At 55.8% G+C, this 17,103-nt stretch carries 21 protein-coding genes; 12 read left to right on the top strand and 9 right to left on the bottom strand.

What is annotated here, in order from left to right:
- The first annotated feature begins 10 nt into the window (after positions 1-10).
- From AB6T85_RS00790 to AB6T85_RS00765, 6 genes are read left to right on the top strand one after another with little or no spacing between them, the layout of a single operon-like run.
- Positions 11-223, top strand: coding sequence for a hypothetical protein (locus tag AB6T85_RS00790; RefSeq protein WP_369894584.1), 213 nt, complete (start codon positions 11-13; stop codon positions 221-223).
- Positions 223-444 (top strand): hypothetical protein, encoded by a 222-nt coding sequence (locus AB6T85_RS00785; protein ID WP_369894583.1) that lies wholly within the window; start codon positions 223-225, stop codon positions 442-444. The genes AB6T85_RS00790 and AB6T85_RS00785 overlap by 1 nt, the downstream gene beginning before the upstream one ends.
- On the top strand, positions 441-647 hold the full coding sequence (locus AB6T85_RS00780) for a hypothetical protein (protein ID WP_369894582.1): 207 nt from the start codon (positions 441-443) through the stop codon (positions 645-647). Before AB6T85_RS00785 ends, AB6T85_RS00780 begins: the two co-directional genes overlap by 4 nt.
- 41 nt (positions 648-688) lie before the next feature.
- Positions 689-1,039 carry a helix-turn-helix domain-containing protein gene (locus tag AB6T85_RS00775; RefSeq protein ID WP_369894581.1) on the top strand — a complete coding sequence of 117 codons (351 nt, stop codon included), beginning with the start codon at positions 689-691 and terminating at the stop codon, positions 1,037-1,039.
- A complete protein-coding gene (locus AB6T85_RS00770; RefSeq protein ID WP_369894819.1) occupies positions 922-2,079 on the top strand; it encodes a site-specific integrase in 1,158 nt (385 codons plus the stop codon). The genes AB6T85_RS00775 and AB6T85_RS00770 overlap by 118 nt, the downstream gene beginning before the upstream one ends.
- 9 nt (positions 2,080-2,088) lie before the next feature.
- Entirely contained in the window at positions 2,089-2,442 is a 354-nt protein-coding gene (locus tag AB6T85_RS00765) for a RidA family protein (RefSeq protein ID WP_369894580.1), read from the top strand.
- Positions 2,443-2,474: 32 nt separating this feature from the next.
- On the opposite strand, the gene AB6T85_RS00760 is transcribed toward AB6T85_RS00765, so the two are convergent.
- Positions 2,475-2,726 carry a YoaH family protein gene (locus AB6T85_RS00760; RefSeq protein WP_253460853.1) on the bottom strand — a complete coding sequence of 84 codons (252 nt, stop codon included), beginning with the start codon at positions 2,724-2,726 and terminating at the stop codon, positions 2,475-2,477.
- Positions 2,727-2,836: 110 nt separating this feature from the next.
- On the opposite strand from AB6T85_RS00760, the gene pabB reads away from it, so the two are divergent.
- The 4 genes from pabB (at position 2,837) to pdeD (ending at position 8,186) form a co-directional block, all read left to right on the top strand.
- Positions 2,837-4,198 carry an aminodeoxychorismate synthase component 1 gene (gene pabB / locus AB6T85_RS00755; RefSeq protein ID WP_369894579.1) on the top strand — a complete coding sequence of 454 codons (1,362 nt, stop codon included), beginning with the start codon at positions 2,837-2,839 and terminating at the stop codon, positions 4,196-4,198.
- Positions 4,191-4,763 carry a CoA pyrophosphatase gene (locus AB6T85_RS00750; protein ID WP_253460847.1) on the top strand — a complete coding sequence of 191 codons (573 nt, stop codon included), beginning with the start codon at positions 4,191-4,193 and terminating at the stop codon, positions 4,761-4,763. Before pabB ends, AB6T85_RS00750 begins: the two co-directional genes overlap by 8 nt.
- Positions 4,764-5,095: 332 nt before the next feature.
- A complete protein-coding gene (gene sdaA / locus AB6T85_RS00745) occupies positions 5,096-6,460 on the top strand; it encodes an L-serine ammonia-lyase (RefSeq protein WP_253460844.1) in 1,365 nt (454 codons plus the stop codon).
- 163 nt (positions 6,461-6,623) lie between these two features.
- A complete protein-coding gene (pdeD, locus tag AB6T85_RS00740) occupies positions 6,624-8,186 on the top strand; it encodes a cyclic di-3',5'-guanosine monophosphate phosphodiesterase PdeD (protein ID WP_253460841.1) in 1,563 nt (520 codons plus the stop codon).
- 13 nt (positions 8,187-8,199) lie between these two features.
- Here pdeD and AB6T85_RS00735 read toward each other — a convergent pair whose 3' ends face one another.
- The 6 genes from AB6T85_RS00735 to AB6T85_RS00710 form a co-directional block, all read right to left on the bottom strand.
- Complete coding sequence (locus tag AB6T85_RS00735; RefSeq protein ID WP_301252794.1) at positions 8,200-9,759, bottom strand: TerC family protein; 1,560 nt, start codon at positions 9,757-9,759, stop codon at positions 8,200-8,202.
- Between the two features lie 282 nt (positions 9,760-10,041).
- Positions 10,042-10,902, bottom strand: coding sequence for a 23S rRNA (guanine(745)-N(1))-methyltransferase (rlmA, locus tag AB6T85_RS00730; protein WP_369894578.1), 861 nt, complete (start codon positions 10,900-10,902; stop codon positions 10,042-10,044).
- Between the two features lie 160 nt (positions 10,903-11,062).
- Complete coding sequence (gene cspE / locus AB6T85_RS00725) at positions 11,063-11,272, bottom strand: transcription antiterminator/RNA stability regulator CspE (protein WP_001062678.1); 210 nt, start codon at positions 11,270-11,272, stop codon at positions 11,063-11,065.
- Positions 11,273-11,325: 53 nt separating this feature from the next.
- A complete protein-coding gene (locus AB6T85_RS00720; protein ID WP_253461303.1) occupies positions 11,326-11,427 on the bottom strand; it encodes a DUF2627 domain-containing protein in 102 nt (33 codons plus the stop codon).
- Between the two features lie 543 nt (positions 11,428-11,970).
- On the bottom strand, positions 11,971-12,969 hold the full coding sequence (locus tag AB6T85_RS00715; RefSeq protein WP_369894577.1) for an MBL fold metallo-hydrolase: 999 nt from the start codon (positions 12,967-12,969) through the stop codon (positions 11,971-11,973).
- A gap of 24 nt (positions 12,970-12,993) precedes the next feature.
- Complete coding sequence (locus tag AB6T85_RS00710) at positions 12,994-13,245, bottom strand: YebO family protein (RefSeq protein ID WP_253460829.1); 252 nt, start codon at positions 13,243-13,245, stop codon at positions 12,994-12,996.
- Positions 13,246-13,450: 205 nt separating this feature from the next.
- On the opposite strand from AB6T85_RS00710, the gene AB6T85_RS00705 reads away from it, so the two are divergent.
- Positions 13,451-13,687 (top strand): YobH family protein, encoded by a 237-nt coding sequence (locus AB6T85_RS00705; RefSeq protein WP_369894576.1) that lies wholly within the window; start codon positions 13,451-13,453, stop codon positions 13,685-13,687.
- Between the two features lie 35 nt (positions 13,688-13,722).
- On the opposite strand, the gene kdgR is transcribed toward AB6T85_RS00705, so the two are convergent.
- A complete protein-coding gene (gene kdgR, locus AB6T85_RS00700) occupies positions 13,723-14,514 on the bottom strand; it encodes a DNA-binding transcriptional regulator KdgR (RefSeq protein ID WP_253460823.1) in 792 nt (263 codons plus the stop codon).
- A 161-nt stretch (positions 14,515-14,675) separates the two neighbouring features.
- Between kdgR and AB6T85_RS00695 the strand changes: the two genes are divergently transcribed.
- A complete protein-coding gene (locus AB6T85_RS00695; RefSeq protein WP_369894575.1) occupies positions 14,676-16,091 on the top strand; it encodes an MFS transporter in 1,416 nt (471 codons plus the stop codon).
- A gap of 51 nt (positions 16,092-16,142) precedes the next feature.
- Here AB6T85_RS00695 and htpX read toward each other — a convergent pair whose 3' ends face one another.
- Entirely contained in the window at positions 16,143-17,024 is an 882-nt protein-coding gene (gene htpX, locus AB6T85_RS00690; RefSeq protein ID WP_369894574.1) for a protease HtpX, read from the bottom strand.
- Positions 17,025-17,103 lie beyond the last annotated feature (79 nt).

The following is a 17,103-nucleotide window of genomic DNA, read 5'->3' as shown; positions in this document are numbered from 1 at the left end:
GGAGTTACCCATGTGTGATATCGCAGATAAAGCCTTTGAACGTGAAGAATGGGAGCGCGAACTGGCGCTGAAGAATCGCAAGCTGCCGGCGCCGCCGTCGCCAGTTTGTCGCAACGGCGATTGTGGTGAGAAGTCGCAGCCAGGCACCAGCTATTGCTCGCCGGAGTGCCGGGAAGATGCAGAACGGCTGGCTCGGGCAGAGAGGCAGCGGAGAGTTGCTTAATGGACGCGCCGACTGAAAACGCCCTACGGTCAGTCGCCCGAAGTTGCAGAAAGGAAATCATCAGCGCCAAGAAAGGCAAACCGAAATCCGAGCACGACCGCATTACCACCCTTCTATTAGACAAATACACCAAACTAATCACCGCGCTGCCGCCTGGCAATTTCACAACTAAGCGCTGGCTTACGTATTACGTGCGCGTGGTGGATAAGGAGATGAAATGAGCAAAGTTTATGCAAACTGGAATATCACTCTCGATACGGAATGTCCTGAGTGTGAAGAGTGCTTTGACCTGATCGAGCAGGATGATGATTTCTGGACAGATGCAAAGCATAGCGCTTGTGAGCATGACACTCCCAGCAGTCAGAATGTTGATGTTGAATGCCCTCAGTGTGGCCATCAGTTTAAAGTCGATTTCTGCTACTAATCACCTACCCCCATCATCGCAACCAAATAATCGAGGTCAATATGGAAGCGTACTCACTTACGCTCGATGAGGCCTGCGCGTTTCTCGGCATCTCCCGCCCGACGGCCAGCAACTGGATCCGGTCCGGGCGCCTTACCGCGACACGCAAAGACCCGAGCAAAAACAAATCGCCTTACCTGGTCACGCGGCAGGCGTGTATTGCCGCGCTGAATAATCCGTTGCACACTGTCGCCGTGAGCGCGGGTGATGCACATGAGGAGAAATCACCATGTCGATCTTCCGCAGGGGTGAAATTTGGTACGCCAGTTTCACAACAGCGGGCGGCAAAAGAGTTAAGCAATCTCTTGGCACGTCCGACAAGCAGCAGGCGCAGGAACTCCACGACAGGCTAAAAGCTGAGTCATGGAGAATCGTTAAGTTGGGAGAGCCGGTCTCTATGACATTCGAAGAGGCCTGCGTTCGCTGGATACACGAGAAGTCAGAAAAGAAAAGTCTCGATGACGATAAGCACATCATTAAATTTTGGCTTGAGTCGATGGCAGGAAAGCAGCTGAGGGATATTACTGAAAGGGAAATTTATGCAGCGGTAGCGAAGATCGAAAATCGCAATCACTTTAACCGTTGGAAGCAGAGAGCAGAGGCTTGTGCAAAAAGAGGAAAACCAGCTCCAGAATACAAGCCTAAGCTTGCTTCGCAGGGCACAAGGATAAAGCGCCTCTCCTTCATCAGGTCTCTCCTGCGGGCAGCTGAAAGGGACTGGAAAGCGCTTGAGAGAGCGCCGGTTGTAAAAGTGCCCGTAGCAAAGGAGCGGCGGATCAGATGGCTGAAGCCTGAAGAGGCGCAGCGCCTGATTAAAGAGTGCTCTGAGCCTCTCAAATCTACCGTAGAGTTTGCGCTATGTACCGGCCTGAGGCGCTCAAATATCACTAACCTGAAGTGGGAGCAGATTGACCTGCAGAAGAGGATGGCGTGGATTTATGCGGATGAGAGTAAATCAGGCAGGGCAATTGGCGTTGCCCTGAATGATACAGCCTGCACGGTATTGAGAAAGAATATCGGCAGGAATGACGAATACGTGTTCGCATACGTAGATACAGTTAAACACGATAATGGTGAAGTGACAAAAACTACACGGCCAGTAAGAAGCAATACCAATACCGGGTGGAGGGCTGCTTTAAAGCGGGCTGGGATAGAAGATTTCAGATTTCACGATCTGAGACACACCTGGGCATCGTGGTTGATTATGGCTGGCGTTCCCATCTCCGTTCTGCAGGAAATGGGTGGCTGGCAAAATATCAATATGGTAAGGCGATACGCTCACTTTTCATCAGGCCATTTGTCTCTGCACGCCAGGCGTATTGATGATATTTTTAACCAGAATGTCCCAAATCTGTCCCATACTGATTTTAAGAGTGGAACAAACAACAATTAAGGTTTTGATATGTCTAAGGAAATAATCAGGGTTGAACCGGTTGAACACCGCATGTCGGAAGCGGTTGTGCATAACGATACGATTTATTACACCAGCGTGCCGGAAAACCTGGACGAGGACGCCGAAGCGCAGACGGCTAACGCGCTGGCGGTAATCGACCGCATCCTGACCCGCCTGGGCTCGGATAAAAGCCGTATTCTGGACGCCACTATTTTTCTGGTACACAAAGAGGATTTTCCGGCGATGAACCGCGCCTGGGACGCCTGGGTGTCGCCAGGCAACGCGCCGGTGCGCTGCACCGTGCAGGCCGGCCTGATGAACCCGAAATATCTGGTTGAGATCAAGATCGTCGCCGCCAGATAAACTTATGGCGCACCGGGTGGTGCGCCATTTACTTACTCTTCTTCTTCGTCGTCAGCGTGGTGAGCGTCGTGGTAGTTAGCCCGCTCGCGCGCCTCGTCTTCATCCTCTTCATCTTCATCGTCAAAACGAACGGCAATCATCTCGCCCGTGTGCGTTTCGCGAATTTCAGCCGCCACCAGCTGGATAGCCTGTCCGCTGCTCATGCCGTCGGCCATCAGCTCCTGGATACGCTCCACTGCCTGCTGTTGCTGCTCAAGCGACAGCGCCGGTAAACCACTAATCATAATTGCTCCTGTTTCAGTCGCGGGAATTATTCCACGCGTAACAAACAGATGCCAGCAGCAGAAAAATATGTCAGGCTTGCTGCCTGTTTTAGTTCTGATCTGCCTTAATCATGCCACCTGTTTATTATCCTCTGGAGTATACGCCCGAATCGCTCGGGGATCTGTTTACTGTTGTCGCCCATCAGCCCTGGGCGATGCTGCTGGACTCCGGCTTTGCGGAACACAGCGACAATCGCTTCGATATTATGGTCGCCGACCCCGTCGCCACGCTGACCACCTGTGGCGGTCTGACCTGCGTAGCGCGTGACGGTTTGGTGACGGAAAGCGAACAGGATCCGCTCGTTCTGCTGCATCAGACGTTGCAGGAGAGCAATTTGCAGGCGGCTGAAAGCAGCGACTACCCTTTTCAGGGCGGCGCGCTGGGGCTGTTCGGCTACGATCTGGGGCGGCGATTCGAGAAGCTGCCGCAGCGGGCGAAGCCGGATTTAACCACGCAGGATATGGCCGTGGGCATTTACGACTGGGCGCTGATTGCCGATCACCATCGCCAGACCCTGACGCTGATCACGCATGGCGACGCCGCGCAACGGCTGCGCTGGCTTGATGAACAAACGCCGCAGGTGCCCGAGCCTTTTCGCCTGACCAGCGCCTGGGCTTCCAATATGAGTCGTGAAGCCTACGGCGAGAAGTTCCGTCAGGTGCAGGCGTGGCTGCGCAGCGGCGACTGCTATCAAATCAATCTGGCCCAGCGCTTTCAGGCCAGCTACAGCGGCGATGAATGGCAGGCATACAGATCGCTGACCCGCCAGAACCGCGCGCCCTTCAGCGCCTTTCTTCGCCTGCCGGACAGCGCCATCTTAAGCCTTTCGCCCGAACGCTTTCTGCATATGGCGGCGGGCGAAATCGAAACCCGCCCAATTAAGGGCACGCTGCCGCGCCTGAGCGATCCCCAGGCCGATCGCCGTCAGGCGGAGAAGCTGGCGCAGTCGCCTAAGGATCGGGCGGAAAACCTGATGATTGTCGACCTGCTGCGCAACGATATTGGCCGCGTAGCCGTACCCGGCACGGTAAAAGTGCCGGAGCTGTTTGTCGTAGAGCCTTTCCCGGCGGTGCATCATCTGGTCAGTACCATTACCGGCACGCTGAAACCCGGGCTTACGGCCTGCGATCTGCTGCGCGCCTGTTTCCCTGGCGGATCTATCACCGGTGCGCCTAAAGTACGGGCAATGGCTATTATCGATGAGCTTGAACCGCACCGCCGCAACGCCTGGTGCGGCAGCATCGGTTATCTCAGCGTCTGCGGCCGCATGGATACCAGCATCACCATCCGCACCCTGACGGCGGAAAAGGGCCAGCTTTACTGTACCGCTGGCGGCGGTATCGTGGCCGACAGCGACGAGCAGTCGGAATATCAGGAAACGTTCGATAAGGTAAACCGCATTCTTCCCTGTCTGGAGCACTATCATGCCTGACGCGTCACCGGCGCTGGAGCGTTTTATCACCCGTTTTCAGCTACAGCGGCCCGAGCCTGCCGTGCCTCAGCTGCCCACGCGCCAGGCGGCGGTGCTGGTGCCGATTATTAACCGTCCGCGTCCTGCGCTGCTGCTGACCCGACGCGCCGCCACGCTGCGCAAGCATGCCGGGCAGGTCGCCTTCCCCGGCGGGATGCGGGATAATGAAGATCGGTCACTGATTTACACCGCGCTGCGCGAAGCGCAGGAAGAGGTCGCTATTCCGCCTGAAAGCGTAAAGGTGATCGGCGTGCTGCCGCCCGTGACCAGCAGCACCGGTTTTCAGGTTACGCCGGTAGTAGGCATTCTGCCTGATAATCTTGCCTGGCACGCCAATGAAGCGGAGGTGGAATCGGTTTTTGAGATGCCGCTTCAGGAAGCACTCCGGCTGGGGCGCTATGCACCGCTGGATATCCAGCGCCACGGCATAACGCACCGGATCTGGCTTTCCTGGTTTGACGACTATTTTATTTGGGGCATGACTGCGGGCATTATCCGCCAGCTCAGCCTACAGGTAACAGAGTAGCGGTTTCGCACAAAATAGCGTCTCTTGCCCGCTTTGCCAGAGCTTTACAGCAAAACGGCGAAGAAATTCCCTCTTTTAGTTTGCCTTACCCCTTCACAATTAGCGTAAATCCTTTATATTGCAGCGCAAAAGACCGGCCCCGAATCATAGCGGGCCGGTTTTTGTTTGCCTTAGTTCAGGTCAGGCAGAAAAAAGCAGCGGACGCCAGTGTGATGCAGCCCGCAATAACTTTTCTGTCTGCAGAAGATTAGTTTATTTCATGCGACTATCGTTCACATGATGATTACCATTAAATATTATCCAGCGATTAACTGCGGACCCGGGAGCAGAATGTGATTAGCGTTTTCGACATGTTTAAGATCGGCATAGGCCCATCCAGTTCCCATACGGTGGGGCCGATGAAAGCCGGCAAACAGTTTGTTGACGATCTGGTCAGCCTGGGCAAATTAACCGATGTGACGCGCATCGCCGTCGACGTTTACGGTTCGCTTTCTCTGACCGGTAAAGGGCACCACACCGATATCGCGATTATTATGGGCCTGTCGGGCGCCTCGCCGGAAAGTGTGGATATCGACGGCATTCCGGCCTTTATTCGTGATGTAGAGGCGCGACAGCGTCTGCTGCTGGCCGGCGGCGCGCACGAAGTCGATTTTCCACGCGAAGGCGGCATGGTGTTTCGCAGCGATAATCTCTCCCTGCATGAAAACGGTATGCGCATTCATGCCTTCTCGGGCGACGAGCTGATTTACAGCAAAACCTACTATTCCATCGGCGGCGGCTTTATCGTCGATGAAGAGCATTTCGGCCAGTCCACGCTGAACGAAGTGTCGGTGCCCTATCCGTTCAACTCAGCGAAAGAGATGCTGGCCCACTGTCATGAAACCGGCCTGTCGCTTTCCGGTATGGTGATGAAGAACGAGCTGGCGCTGCACAGCCGGGCGGAGATCGAACACTATTTCGCGGACGTCTGGCAGAGTATGCGCGACTGTATCGATCGCGGCCTGAATACCGAAGGCGTTCTGCCTGGCCCGCTGCGAGTACCGCGCCGCGCCGCCGCGCTGCGCCGTTTGCTGGTTTCCTCCGACAAACTTTCCAGCGATCCTATGAACGTGATCGACTGGGTAAACATGTTTGCGCTGGCCGTTAACGAAGAGAACGCGGCGGGCGGCCGGGTGGTGACGGCCCCAACCAACGGCGCCTGCGGCATCGTGCCGGCCGTGCTGGCCTATTACGATCACTTTATCGCTTCGGTCAGTCCCGATATTTTTATCCGCTATTTTATGGCGGCGGGCGCCGTCGGCATCCTGTACAAGATGAACGCCTCGATTTCCGGCGCGGAAGTGGGCTGCCAGGGCGAGGTCGGCGTGGCCTGTTCAATGGCGGCGGCGGGTCTGGCCGAGCTGCTGGGCGCCAGCCCGGAGCAGGTTTGCGTGGCGGCGGAAATCGGCATGGAGCACAACCTGGGCCTGACCTGCGATCCGGTTGCGGGTCAGGTGCAGGTTCCCTGCATCGAACGTAACGCCATTGCTTCGGTAAAAGCGATTAACTCCGCGCGCATGGCGATGCGGCGTACCAGCGAGGCACGCGTTTCGCTGGATAAAGTGATCGAAACGATGTATGAAACCGGCAAGGATATGAACGCCAAATACCGTGAAACTTCCCGCGGCGGCCTGGCGATAAAAGTACAGTGTGACTGATTTTTCGCCAGCGCCTTCTGCGGCACTGGCGCTTTCCTTTTCCCTCTATTTCTGCTGTTGGCAACCCGCTGTTTAACCCCGTTTTTCATTTCTCAGGACTAAACTTAATCTTACTTTTGCCGATAACAGGCTGGTTCGCGTTTCGCTTTAAGGATGGTCATTAATGCAAGTGTCACAGGAAGCCACTGGGGCGTTTCGCCGCAGACGCTTGTTAATTGCTGTGGTAGTCGCCGCGCTGGTGCTTATCCTTACCCTGGCTTTACGCTTTATCGTCGAAAAAAATCATATCGAAAAGCTGTCGCACACTTTTGCCAGCAAAGCGATCCAGCGTTTCGATCGCCTTTTTTCGCCGCTTGACGTGGCGGCTAATAATACGCAGGGGCTGGTGGGCCTGCCGTGCGATCAGGTTCGTTTTCCGCTGGTAGAAAAGCTGGCCTCGCTGCAAACCGTGCGATCAATTATCCTGGTCGATCGGGACAATATGTACTGTTCCAGCATTTATGGCAGTACCAATCTTGCCTTCAGCGCCACCTATCCCGAACTGGCCGTAAACAATCAGCGAATGTTGCTAAGCACCGACGATCATCTGCTTAAGGGATCACCGGTACTGCTGCTGTGGACGCCGCTGGAAGCAGGCAACAGGGCCGGGATCCTGCAACTCGTTAATATCGAGCTGATGAGCAACTACCTGCTTGAGCCTGAGTTGCCGTGGGTGGAACGCGTTATTTTCAACGTAGGCGAACACAGCCTGGAATACGGCAATCCCCTGATTGAAAAAGCGCTGCCGTCCGAGGATGAAGTCAGCTATCAGGACGCCTCGCTGCGCTATCCTTTTTCCGTCACGCTGTATGGGCCGGCGCCCGCCAGGCTGGCGCTGCTGGCGCTGCCTGAACAGCTGCCGCTGGCGCTGCTGCTGAGCCTGCTGTCCGGCTACATTGTCTGGCTGGCGACCGCGAACCGCATGAGCCTTGCCTGGCAGATCAGCTACGGCATTAACGCGCGTGAATTTATGGTGTACTGCCAGCCGCTGATTAACGCCCGCAGCGGCGAATGCGAAGGCATCGAGCTGCTGCTGCGCTGGCATAACGACCGCCAGGGCTGGGTATCGCCGGATCTTTTTATTCCGCTGGCCGAGCGGCATAATTTAATCGCGCCGCTGACGCGTTATGTGTTAACCGAGGTGGTCAGCCAGCTGCCGCTGCTGCCGGCCCGCTCCGATTTCCATATTGCCATCAACGTCGCTTCCAGCCATTTTCATGACCGGCAAATCGTGACGGATTTGAAGCAGCTCTGGTGGCCGGCGAACCCGGCTCCGCAGCTGATTGTGGAACTGACCGAGCGCGATGCGCTGCCGGAGGTTGACCAGCGCGTGGTGGCTCAGCTGCGCCAGAACGGCGTGAAGCTGGCGATTGACGATTTCGGCACCGGCCACAGTTCGCTCTCCTATCTGAAAACGCTTAGCCCGGACGTGCTGAAAATCGATAAGGTTTTTACCGCGGCGATAGGGACAGACGCGATTAACGCGACCGTTACGGATATGGTGATTTCCCTGGCGCAGCGGCTGAATATCAGCCTGGTTGCGGAAGGCGTGGAAACGGCAGCTCAGGCGGCCTACCTGCGTGAGAAAGGCGTGGATGTGTTGCAGGGATATCTGTTTGCCCGACCGATGCCGCTGGAAAGTTTCCCTCAGTGGCTTAGCGAACATCAGCCGCCCGGCGGCGGCTGATGTTTCGTCAGGTTTAGCCTTCTTCCACCGGGGCTTTTTCCCGCGTCACGCGGACCAGATCAATACGATAGTCGGTAGCAGAGACAATCTGGAAGGCGAACGGCGGCAGTGCTATTACCTCGCCCGCCTGGGGCAGCTGGCCTTTCTGGGCAATCAGCAGTCCCGCCAGCGAAGCATGATCGTCTGCCGGCTTCACCAGCATCTGGGTATCCAGCAGCTGCTGCAAAGAATGCAGATCGGTGCCGCCCTTCACCAGCCAGCCTTCGCCATCAGCGACGATATCAGGCGTTTCATCCTCATCCGGGAACTCGCCCGCAATCGCCTCCAGCACGTCCAGCGGCGTTATCAGACCCTGCACCACGCCGAACTCATTGCTTACCACCACAAAGCTGCCCCTGGCGCGACGCAGCACGCCCAGCAGATTGATCGGATCCAGCGTTTCCGGCACGATCACCGGCGGCATAGCGGCAGCGTAGGTGGCAACATCAATGCCCTGCTCCAGGGCCACCAGCAGCTCTTTTGCCCGCACGACGCCGACAATCTCATCCAGCTCTCCCCGGCAGACGGGGAACAGGCTGTGCGGCGTATCCAGCAGCTGCACGCGGATTTCATCCGCCGGACGCTCGGCGTTGACCCAGGAAATATCGCCGCGCGGCGTCATAATGCTGCGTACCGAGCGCGAGGCCAGCGTCAGCACGCCGTTAATCATATAGCGCTCTTCATCTTTAAAGGTTTCCTGCGGCATCAGCTTGAGGGTTTCGCTCTCCTGTTCGCCGTTATCCGTATGGCCGCCGCGTCGTCCCCCCATAAGCCGCTGAATAGCTTCGGCGGTACGCTCACGCATCGGTCTTTTGGACTGATGGCGAAGAAAATTCACCCGCGCGATCTGATTAAACAGCTCGATCAGAATAGAGAAGCCGATAGCCGCGTAGAGGTAGCCTTTTGGAATATGGAAGCCAAAGCCTTCCGCCACCAGGCTAAGCCCGATCATCAACAGGAAGCTGAGGCAGAGCACCACGACTGTAGGATGCGCGTTGACAAACCGGGTCAGCGGTTTTGAGGCCAGCAGCATCACGCCCATCGCGATCACCACCGCCGTCATCATAATCGCCAGGTTGTTGACCATGCCAACGGCAGTGATTACCGCATCCAGCGAGAAGACGGCATCCAACACCACAATCTGGATAACCACGGACCAAAAGCTGGCATAGCCCTTAGCGCCTCCGCCGATGTGCTCACGGTTTTCCAGCCTTTCATGCAGCTCCATCGTCGCTTTGAACAGCAGAAAGAAACCGCCGACCAGCAGGATCAGATCGCGCCCCGAAAAGCTGAAATCCGCGACGCTGAACAACGGACGCGTCAGGGTCACCATCCAGGAGATCAGAGAAAGCAGACCCAGACGCATAATCAGCGCCAGAGACAGGCCTATCAGACGGGCTTTATCACGCTGCTTTGGCGGCAGCTTATCGGCCAGGATGGCGATAAAAACCAGGTTATCTATTCCCAACACGATTTCAAGGACGACCAGCGTCAGCAGACCGGCCCAGATTGACGGGTCTAAGAGAAATTCCATGACAGGCTCCGAACAGAGATAGGGGAAAAAGAAACTGGCAACACCATCGCGCAGCTTATGGCTGGAGACAAGGAAAGATAAGCGCCATCAAAAGGCAAAGTCAGAGTAGCCGCGTAGGCCGGTGGCTTAGTTAAACAACTTCGGTGACGATCCATAGGGAGGGCGCAGGCCCGTGGCTCCTGTAAAAATTAAGGAGTTCTACTGTAAACAGCGCACGGGACAACGTCAAAATATTTGCTTACATTTACAGAAGGCCGTTCAGTCACAAACGGCCCTGCTCCGCTATTCGCCAGAAGAAGGCGCCTCTGTCTGCTGCGCAGCCTCAGGGTTTTCCTTTTGCCACAGGCGCAGCGTAAAGTCCGTTTCAACCTCAAACGACGGCGTGGTAGCCAGCACGCCCCAGACTTCAGGACGGGCGCGCCACGCAAAAGGCGTCATCTGCAAGAGTGCGGCGGACGTCTCACTGTTAAGGCTCATTAAATAATTAAGCGAATGCTGCTCTACCAGCGTAAAGCCCGGCAACGCTTCGGGCGTTTCATCATGCAGGCGTGCTTCCTGATAGATTAGCTCTTTGAACTGCAGCAGGTGACGCGGCCCCGGCGTAACGGTCAGGACGTAGCCGTGGGGCTTTACTACCCGCGCCAGCTCCTCCGCCTTGCAGGGCGCATAGATACGCAGCACGGCATCAAACTGTTCGCTGGCAAACGGCAGCCGGTGGCTGGACGCCACGCAAAAACGAACGTTGCGATAGCGTTTAGCGCCAGCACGCACCGCGACTCTGGATACATCCAGCGCGTGGACTTCCGCCTCGCCGTTTTTTTGCAGCATATCGGCCACCGCGTGGGTGTAATAGCCTTCGCCACAGCCAATATCGAGCACGCTGGCGTTTTCGGGCGGCAGGATGCGCTGGAAAATATCGCAGACGCTGGACTGGAGAGGCTGATAATGCCCGGCATCCAGAAATTCACGTCGCGCCTGCATCATCTCGGCGCTGTCGCCCGGCTGCTTCGATCGCTTGTGCTGCACCGGCAGCAGATTGACGTAGCCCTCTTTTGCCCGATCGAACTGATGCCGGTTTTCACATCGCCAGCCGGAAGCATCGGGCAGCAAGGGATGATGGCAAAGCGGGCAAAGATAAGACATAACAACTCTCCGGTAACGTTAAGAGCGGCAGTTTACCGGAAATATGCAGGCCAGGGCAGGTTTTCATGGCCGGAAAGGAAAAAGCCCCGCCGATACCGGCAGGGCTTTATTATTCTGATGCTTGCCTGAACCGTCGCGCGGGCAACGGCAAGATCGAAAATTAGATAGCGGTGACGTTCACAGCAGCAGGGCCTTTCTGGCCGTCCTGAATTTCGAACTCAACGTTCTGGCCTTCAGCCAGAGTTTTGAAGCCATTGCCCTGGATAGCAGAGAAGTGTACGAACACGTCTTTGCTGCCGTCTGCAGGGGTAATGAAGCCAAAACCTTTAGACTCGTTGAACCACTTAACCTGACCTTTAATCTTTGCCATTTTGCAAATTCCTTAGAGTGTTAATTCGCCCGGGGGCGTGACGTACAGAAAAATCAGAGACACAACTGCATGAGGCATAAATTAAGGCTCGGCAAGGAAGCGGTATTCAACGTAACGTCTTTACTCAGAACTTCTTTACTGAAGATGCCATACATAAACAGAACTGTACCCCGTTTTACCAAAAGCGTTATCACATATTCGATTATTAATGGCAAGTCATTTTTATAAGGTCGTCGGACTGTCGCACATATTTGAAACGTCTGCGGCACTTATTGCACATCAACAAAGGAATTATTGAACGTCGCCAGAGTAAAACCGAATGGCACAGGCCCGTCGGTCATGCAATTTTCTAAGCACATCTTAGCCTGCCGCCGCTGCCAAGTCTACGGCTTCTCGCTGCGCTCCGGGCGATTTTCCATCCGGCTTATTGCAGAAATATGACATTGCTTACTCAAAAATCTTCATTTAAAGATGGCTCCGCACCACGCAAAATTAGAATGGCATTGGGGTATCAAAAGGAGCATATGGTTCATATTTAAATTTAAACTGCACCAAAATCAGGAAAATGTATTTCTGCCTGCCCCATTTAAATGCAGCTCCCTTCCCGATTAATTGCCATTAGTACCATCAATCTATTTGGATTAACCGGCATTGATATCAGCGCGTACGCATTTTAAATTCTCTTACCAGGATTATTCTTAATTTATATTTTTAAGGGGCATCCTCGCGCCAATTTTCCACGCGCTGAAACGGTGCTCGTCCAGCTTTGCTGCCTGCATTTTTTTGCTCAGCACGCGCGGCGGCTCGTCCAGCGATTCGTCCGCCAGCTCGAATACGCCCCAATGAATGGGAATGGTGACGGGCTGGCCCAGCGCCTGATGTAGCGAAATGGCCTCGTCCGGATCCATATGCTGTCCGCGCATAAACCACTGCGGCGCATAAGCGCCCGTTGGCAAAGCAGCCAGGTTGAAAGGCCCCAGCCTGCGCGGGATCGCCAGCAGCCTTTCGGAATAGCCGCTGTCGCCGCTGAACCAGAAATTTACGCCCTGACTCTTTACTACCCAACCGCACCATAAAGAGCGGTTGCGATCCCAGGGCGTACGCATACTCCAGTGACGCGCCGGAACGGCAAAGATCTGCATTTCGCGATCGGTGACGCTTTCCCACCAGTCCAGCTGCGTGACCTTTTTCGCCCCGCGTTTTTTAAACCAGGGCGCCAGCCCCAGCGGCACCACAAAATGCACGTCCGGAAAATGACGCAGGATCAGTTTGATGGTAGGCCAGTCAAGATGGTCGTAATGGCTGTGCGAAATCAGTACGCGATCCAACGCGGGCAGGTCTTCGACTTTCAGCGCGGCAGGCGTTTTGCGCTGCGGCCCGTAAAATTGGAGCGGCGACGCGCGCGACGCCAGCGCGGGATCGATCAGCGTGTATTTGCCCGAGGTGCGCAGCAGCAGGCAGGCATGGCCCAGCCACCAGACGGCATCCTCCTCGCCGCTTAAATCGGCAGGCTGCCACCACTGACGAATAAACGCATCGTAGCCCTGCGCCGGTGGAAAAGGCAGCCCCTGCGCCTTGCGCTCTTTGCGCCAGCGCTGTAAATCACCGGGCTGGCGGAGATCCTGTTCAGGGTTACGGAAGCCTTCCGGCGTGTGGTGCGCTTTTTGCGGATCGTACCAGGGGTTTTGCCAGGCCATGCGGTGCTCCTTGTGCCGGAGCGATTAGCGCTCCGGAATTAAACGAATAAAATCAGTCTCATTGTTATCTTCAGCCGGCACCTGCCGCGCGCCGACAAGCTTTATCAGCAGCTGGTTCTGCCGTTTCTGCTCGTCAAGCAGCGCCTCCAGCAGGCGGATCTGTTCATTAGCTCTGACGCTGGCGCGAGTGATAAAAAACCAGGCGACCAGCCCGACAAGCATAATGCCGATAAGCAAACCGGCTCCCGCCGCGCCGTTGGCGACCTCGTTTAACATACCTATACTCCTGATGTTACATATAATTATAATGAGCCGAATTTTACCTGCTCATCAACGAATTGATAGCGCGCTGATGGAAATTTAGGAACCTTCGCGCAGGCTTTATGGCGGCACTGCTGTATGCTGACAATGTTTTGCGTATCTGCTCACAATGTACTGGCGTCGGCGACTACGGGAAAGGCCGACGCATAAAGGAGAAAGCATGAAATTTTTTGTTCGTCTTGTTGGCCTGCTGGTCTTGATTTGGCTGGCTCTGCTGGTCACCGGCTATGGCGTACTGGCCGGAAGCCATAAGAATGTCGCAGGGATGGGGCTGCAATGCCAGTATCTTACCGCTCGCGGCATGACTACCGCCCAGTATCTGCACAGCGACAGCGGCATTGTCGGCGTCACCGACTGCCCTTTGCTGAAAAAAAGCAGTGAAGTGATCGATAACTGAAACCGCGACGGGCCGAGCGCTGTCGGCCCGTCGGTTCAGAAAGGATAGTCCCGATAGCCCATCTGTTCCGATATCAGCCTGCCCGCACGGTGCAGCATCGCAACATAGTTGCCCTTCTCTTCTTCCGTAAAACGGATGGTCGGGAAGGAGATGCTCAGTCCGGCAATCACCACGCCAAAGCGATCGAATATCGGCACGGCAATGCAGCGCAATCCCTCTTCCTGTTCTTCGTTATCTTCGCCAAAGCCCTGTGCGCGTACCCGTTCCAGCTGGGTTATCAGCGCGTCCGTAGACGTAAGCGTGCGGGAGGTATTCTTCTGAAAGCTGACCTCTGCCAGGATGCTTTTCACCTCTTCCGGATCGCGCCAGGCCAGCAGCACTTTACCAATAGCGGTGCTGTAAAGCGGATTGCGTCGGCCAATGCGCGAGTACATGCGCAGATTGTAAAGCGAGTCGATTTTGTGAATATAAACAATACTGTCTTCTTCCAGCGCGCCCAGGTGGATCGTCTCGCGGGTGAGGCGGGAAAGTTCGCGCATCTGGATATCGGCGCTGCGTATCAGATCGACATTCTGTAACGCCTTTGCGCCCAGCTCAAACAGCTTCAGGGTCAGGCTATATTTTTCCGTGTCGCCTTCCTGCGCAACGTAGCCCAGCGACTTCATGGTCTGTAAAAAACGATAAACGGTGCTTTTCGACATCATCACCCGCTGTGACAGCTCGGTAATGCCGTGCGCTCGCTCTTCGCCTAACGCCTGTAAAATGCCAAACACTTTCAGTACGGAAGAGACCGAATCGGGCTGTTTATCCACCTCATCCTTCGCCATAACGCTTTTGCCTTATTGTTTTATAAAAAATGGAACACTATTCCCAGTATACTTTTTGCCGTAGCGGCAGCGCAACGCTAACCTGTCGGCAGCACAGACACATTTGCTGATGGTTGAGCGCGCTGAATAAATGGTAAGGCAAGGAAAAAATCATTAGCATTATGATATTCACTCTCCTGACTATTTTCTCTATGCCGCAAACTCTTCCATCGGATGGCCTGCCCGTTCCGCAGCGCTATGGCGCGATTTTAGCTATCGCACTGGGTATTACCGTTGCCGTGCTGGACGGCGCTATCGCCAACGTGGCGCTGCCAACTATTGCCCGCGATCTTCAGGCCAGTCCGGCGGCCTCAATCTGGATCGTCAACGCCTATCAGCTGGCGATTATCGTCTCGCTGCTGTCGCTCTCTTTTCTGGGCGATATCCTGGGCTACCGCCGCGTCTATCAGTGTGGACTGGTGGTGTTTACCTGTACCTCGCTGTTCTGCGCGCTTTCCGACTCGCTGGGCATGTTGACCTTCGCCAGGGTGCTGCAGGGTTTTGGCGGCGCGGCACTGATGAGCGTGAACACCGCGCTGATCCGCATCATTTATCCGCAGCGCTACCTGGGGCGCGGAATGGGCATTAACTCCCTCATCGTCGCCGTCTCAACCGCCGCTGGCCCGACCGTGGCCGCTGCCGTGCTCTCTGTCGCCTCCTGGCAATGGCTGTTCCTGATTAACGTGCCGGTAGGCCTCGGCGCGCTATTTCTCGCCTTCCGCTTTCTACCCGATAATCCGCAAAAAGCCAGCGAACAGCGCTTTGATATTCCCAGCGCCATCATGAACGCGCTGACGTTTGGCCTGTTAATCTCTGCGCTGAGCGGTTTCGCCCAGGGTCAGAGCGGCAAACTGGTTGCGGCGGAACTGGTCGCGCTGGTAGTTATTGGCGTGGTGTTTATTCGTCGGCAGCTGCGGCTGCCGGTGCCGCTGCTGCCGGTCGACCTGCTGCGTATCCCGGTATTCTCGCTGTCGCTCGGCACCTCGGTATGCTCCTTTTGCGCGCAGATGCTGGCGATGGTGTCGCTGCCGTTTTTTCTGCAAACCGTGCTGCATCGCGACGAGGTAGCGACAGGCCTGCTGCTGACGCCGTGGCCGCTGGCAACGATGGTGATGGCACCGATAGCGGGCAGACTCATCGAGCGCTACCATGCCGGGCTGTTGGGCGCTATAGGGCTGGGATGCTTTGCGATCGGCCTGTTTTCGCTGGCGCTGCTGCCAGCTTCGCCGGATAACTGGAGCATTATCTGGCGCATGATGATCTGCGGCGCGGGCTTTGGCCTGTTTCAGTCGCCCAACAACCACACTATTATCAGTTCGGCGCCACGTCATCGCAGCGGTGGCGCGAGCGGCATGTTGGGCACGGCGCGCCTGCTGGGTCAAACCAGCGGCGCGGCGCTGGTCGCGTTAATGTTCAATCTGTTCAGCGATCAGGGCACGCACGCCTCGCTGCTGCTGGCGGGGGGATTTTCTACGCTGGCCGCCATCGTCAGCGCGCTTCGGCTGACGCAGCCGGGGCCGCAACAGAAAGCGGGCTGATCGACAGGCAAAAAAATGCCGGTCAGCGACCGGCATTTATCATCTTAACGACTATTTCAGGTACTGGCCGCTGCGCAACGCCTCGATACGCTTATCCAGCGGTGGATGCGACATAAACAGCCCGCTCAGCGACTTCGATTTACCGTTAATGCAGAACGCCATCATGGTGCTTGCTTCCTGCGGCTCATAGCTGGTTTTCAGACGTTGCAGCGCGGCGATCATTTTCTCGCGGCCAACCAGACGCGCCGAACCGGCATCGGCATGGTACTCACGATGGCGCGAGAACCACATGGTGATAATGCTGGCCAGAATACCGAACACCAGCTCCAGCACCATCGACACCGCAAAATAGACCAGCGGGTTGCCGTTGCTGCTTTCGCCCTCTTCGCGATCGCCCGACATAAAGCCTGCGGCTATCTGCGCGATAATACGCGAGATAAAGATCACAAAGGTGTTTACCACGCCCTGGATCAGCGTCATCGTCACCATATCGCCGTTGGCGATATGGCTGATCTCATGCGCCAGCACCGCCTCGGCCTCATCGCGGTTCATGTTTTGCAGCAGCCCGGTAGAAACCGCAACCAGTGAAGCATCGCGGCGCGCGCCGGTAGCAAAGGCATTAATGTCCGGCGCATGATAAATAGCGACCTGCGGCATAGCAATGCCCGCCTGCTGCGCCTGTCCGGCAATGGTCTGCATCAGCCAGCGCTCGGTTTCGTTACGTGGCTGCTCAATGACCTCACCGCCTACGGAGCGCAGCGCCATCCATTTAGACATCAGCAGTGAGACAAACGCACCGCCAAAGCCAAACAGACCCGCCATGATCATCAGGCCCTGAACACTGCTTGACTGAATTCCCGTCAGACTGAGGATCAGTCCAAAAACCAACATTACGCCCAGGTTGGTTAACAGGAAAAGCGCAATACGCATCATAAAATTTCTTCTTCCTCAGTTAAAAAATCGCTTATAGCGGATAACTATCCTATGGGCGCGGCAAAACATTTCAAGCGGC

The organism is Erwinia aeris (assembly GCF_041224955.1).
GTDB lineage: Bacteria > Pseudomonadota > Gammaproteobacteria > Enterobacterales > Enterobacteriaceae > Erwinia > Erwinia aeris.
Note: the sequence above shows the minus strand (reverse complement) of the source record. Positions and strands in the feature narration are given on the sequence as shown.

Excerpts from the sequence above, each read along its gene's own strand:
- AB6T85_RS00760 (WP_253460853.1), bottom strand. The coding sequence starts at position 2,726 with ATGATTAGTGGTTTACCGGCGCTGTCGCTTGAGCAGCAACAGCAGGCA.
- pabB (WP_369894579.1), top strand. The coding sequence starts at position 2,837 with ATGCCACCTGTTTATTATCCTCTGGAGTATACGCCCGAATCGCTCGGG.
- AB6T85_RS00715 (WP_369894577.1), bottom strand. The coding sequence starts at position 12,969 with ATGGCCTGGCAAAACCCCTGGTACGATCCGCAAAAAGCGCACCACACG.
- AB6T85_RS00785 (WP_369894583.1), top strand. The coding sequence starts at position 223 with ATGGACGCGCCGACTGAAAACGCCCTACGGTCAGTCGCCCGAAGTTGC.
- kdgR (WP_253460823.1), bottom strand. The coding sequence starts at position 14,514 with ATGGCGAAGGATGAGGTGGATAAACAGCCCGATTCGGTCTCTTCCGTA.
- AB6T85_RS00705 (WP_369894576.1), top strand. The coding sequence starts at position 13,451 with ATGAAATTTTTTGTTCGTCTTGTTGGCCTGCTGGTCTTGATTTGGCTG.
- cspE (WP_001062678.1), bottom strand. The coding sequence starts at position 11,272 with ATGGCAAAGATTAAAGGTCAGGTTAAGTGGTTCAACGAGTCTAAAGGT.
- AB6T85_RS00775 (WP_369894581.1), top strand. The coding sequence starts at position 689 with ATGGAAGCGTACTCACTTACGCTCGATGAGGCCTGCGCGTTTCTCGGC.
- AB6T85_RS00720 (WP_253461303.1), bottom strand. The coding sequence starts at position 11,427 with ATGTATGGCATCTTCAGTAAAGAAGTTCTGAGTAAAGACGTTACGTTG.
- rlmA (WP_369894578.1), bottom strand. The coding sequence starts at position 10,902 with ATGTCTTATCTTTGCCCGCTTTGCCATCATCCCTTGCTGCCCGATGCT.
- AB6T85_RS00735 (WP_301252794.1), bottom strand. The coding sequence starts at position 9,759 with ATGGAATTTCTCTTAGACCCGTCAATCTGGGCCGGTCTGCTGACGCTG.
- AB6T85_RS00750 (WP_253460847.1), top strand. The coding sequence starts at position 4,191 with ATGCCTGACGCGTCACCGGCGCTGGAGCGTTTTATCACCCGTTTTCAG.
- AB6T85_RS00780 (WP_369894582.1), top strand. The coding sequence starts at position 441 with ATGAGCAAAGTTTATGCAAACTGGAATATCACTCTCGATACGGAATGT.
- htpX (WP_369894574.1), bottom strand. The coding sequence starts at position 17,024 with ATGATGCGTATTGCGCTTTTCCTGTTAACCAACCTGGGCGTAATGTTG.
- AB6T85_RS00710 (WP_253460829.1), bottom strand. The coding sequence starts at position 13,245 with ATGTTAAACGAGGTCGCCAACGGCGCGGCGGGAGCCGGTTTGCTTATC.
- AB6T85_RS00765 (WP_369894580.1), top strand. The coding sequence starts at position 2,089 with ATGTCTAAGGAAATAATCAGGGTTGAACCGGTTGAACACCGCATGTCG.
- pdeD (WP_253460841.1), top strand. The coding sequence starts at position 6,624 with ATGCAAGTGTCACAGGAAGCCACTGGGGCGTTTCGCCGCAGACGCTTG.
- AB6T85_RS00695 (WP_369894575.1), top strand. The coding sequence starts at position 14,676 with ATGATATTCACTCTCCTGACTATTTTCTCTATGCCGCAAACTCTTCCA.
- AB6T85_RS00790 (WP_369894584.1), top strand. The coding sequence starts at position 11 with ATGTGTGATATCGCAGATAAAGCCTTTGAACGTGAAGAATGGGAGCGC.